The sequence below is a fragment of the Thermogutta sp. genome, from assembly GCF_039793925.1.
In the GTDB taxonomy this organism is placed as follows: domain Bacteria; phylum Planctomycetota; class Planctomycetia; order Pirellulales; family Thermoguttaceae; genus Thermogutta.
Genome location: NZ_JBAMME010000061.1, coordinates 1 through 1544 on the forward strand (window position 1 = coordinate 1; position 1544 = coordinate 1544).

Sequence of the window (1544 nt, forward strand, 5' to 3'; positions counted from 1 at the left end):
TGACGGACGAGGATGATGGTGACAGGGCGCATGTCTCAGGTTGCAGGGCGCAGGGTCCAGGGCAGCGGATTTGTCTCCGCGCCTTATTTACGGTCCGGGGCGACTCCAAGCCCAGGGACCGTAGTGTTCGCGGAACACCTGCCAGGTGGTCTGGAAACTGGATTGGACCAGTTGATACCGGAGTTCCACCCAGGCGGCATCTCCCTGAGGGCGGTCCCGGACCGTGTTGACGAAGTTCAGGTGTGAGAGGAATAGCAGCACGCTGAGAATCAGGCCAACGGCGCTCAGCGCCCATACTCCGCTGCGCAGCCAGGCAGGCCGCACCCATGCCAGGAGAGCAGCCAGTCCGACCACAAAAACGGAGTACAGTTCGGTCATCCTCCGCATGCCGAAGCCCCACCCGGCCCACCAGTCGGCAACTGAAGCGTTCATCAATGTCTGGAGCAGAAAGGCCGTTCCCAGGCTAATGGTCAGAATCCGGTCCCGGCGACCCAGCAGGACCAGCCCGACCAGGGCCAGGGTGGTTAGCGGTGCCCAGATAAACAATCCGCGTCCGCCAGAGAAGAGGACCGGAATGATATACCGGGGCCAACCGAGGAAACCGCTCTCGGCGTGAGCGAGAAGAAGAGAGCGACCGAACATCCAGTTCCAGGTATAAAGCAGATGCCAGACGACCGCGCAGAATCCGGTAGTAAAGAGAGCCAGCGCTCCCCATGCCCGGCGGCGCAGGAACGGAAGAGCCAGCGACCACACGGTCAGCGCCATCTGCCAGCGGCTCAGAGTGGCCAGTCCGCCCGCCAGACCTGCTGCTATTGCCAGAAGAGGATGCGGATTTTGGTCCCACCGGAGTATCAGGTAGAGCGTCAGGGCGGTCAGGAAAGCCCCAGGCACATGGGAAGTAAACGGCTCAATGGTTGCGTAATACAGCATCGGCGTGCCCAGGAAGAGAAAAAGGGCCGATGTGGCAGCAGGGAAAGAGGGGACATACTGGCAAGCGCAGAGATAAGCCAGGACGACCGTTCCCAGAGCGTAGAGGTTGACAGCGAACATGGGAAAGAGGCTATAGGCCAATGGCCGCCCCTGAAGGCCGATGAAATAGTCGGAGTTCACGGAGAGCCAGCCCAGGCGGTTCACCAGATGCCCCAGCCAGTAGGCAGGGGTTAACAATAACGCTGATCCATAGGGGAACACCGTGACCCACTGACCGGTTTGCTCATTCCACTGGACCTGATAGGTGTTCAGGTGAGCAAAAATCTGCGCCTGATTGCTCAAATCCAGGTCCCCGTCGCCCGCAATGGAGTCCAGCCACATGAAGTAGGCCAGCCCATCCCCCCGGGCCAGTGGGCGACTGCACAGGATTAGCGCTATAGCCGCGATGGAGAGGGCCGTTGCTAAAGGGAGGAGATTCTTCCGGCGAGAGGTCGTCATTGCCTATACATTCAGCGATTGGAGTTGGGCGATTAACTCCTGCGGCGTCGCCGCTTCTATCGGGATGTAGCGCAGGCCGGGATAGTAGGTCTGGAAGAACCCGGCCAGGTCGCCGG

The 1544-nt window shown here is 60.5% G+C and carries 1 protein-coding gene; it reads right to left on the reverse strand.

From position 1 onward, the window contains the following. Nucleotides 1-87 precede the first annotated feature (87 nt). Complete coding sequence (locus ABJK56_RS02035; RefSeq protein ID WP_347242998.1) at nucleotides 88-1428, reverse strand: hypothetical protein; 1341 nt, start codon at nucleotides 1426-1428, stop codon at nucleotides 88-90. Between the last annotated feature and the right edge of the window lie 116 nt (nucleotides 1429-1544).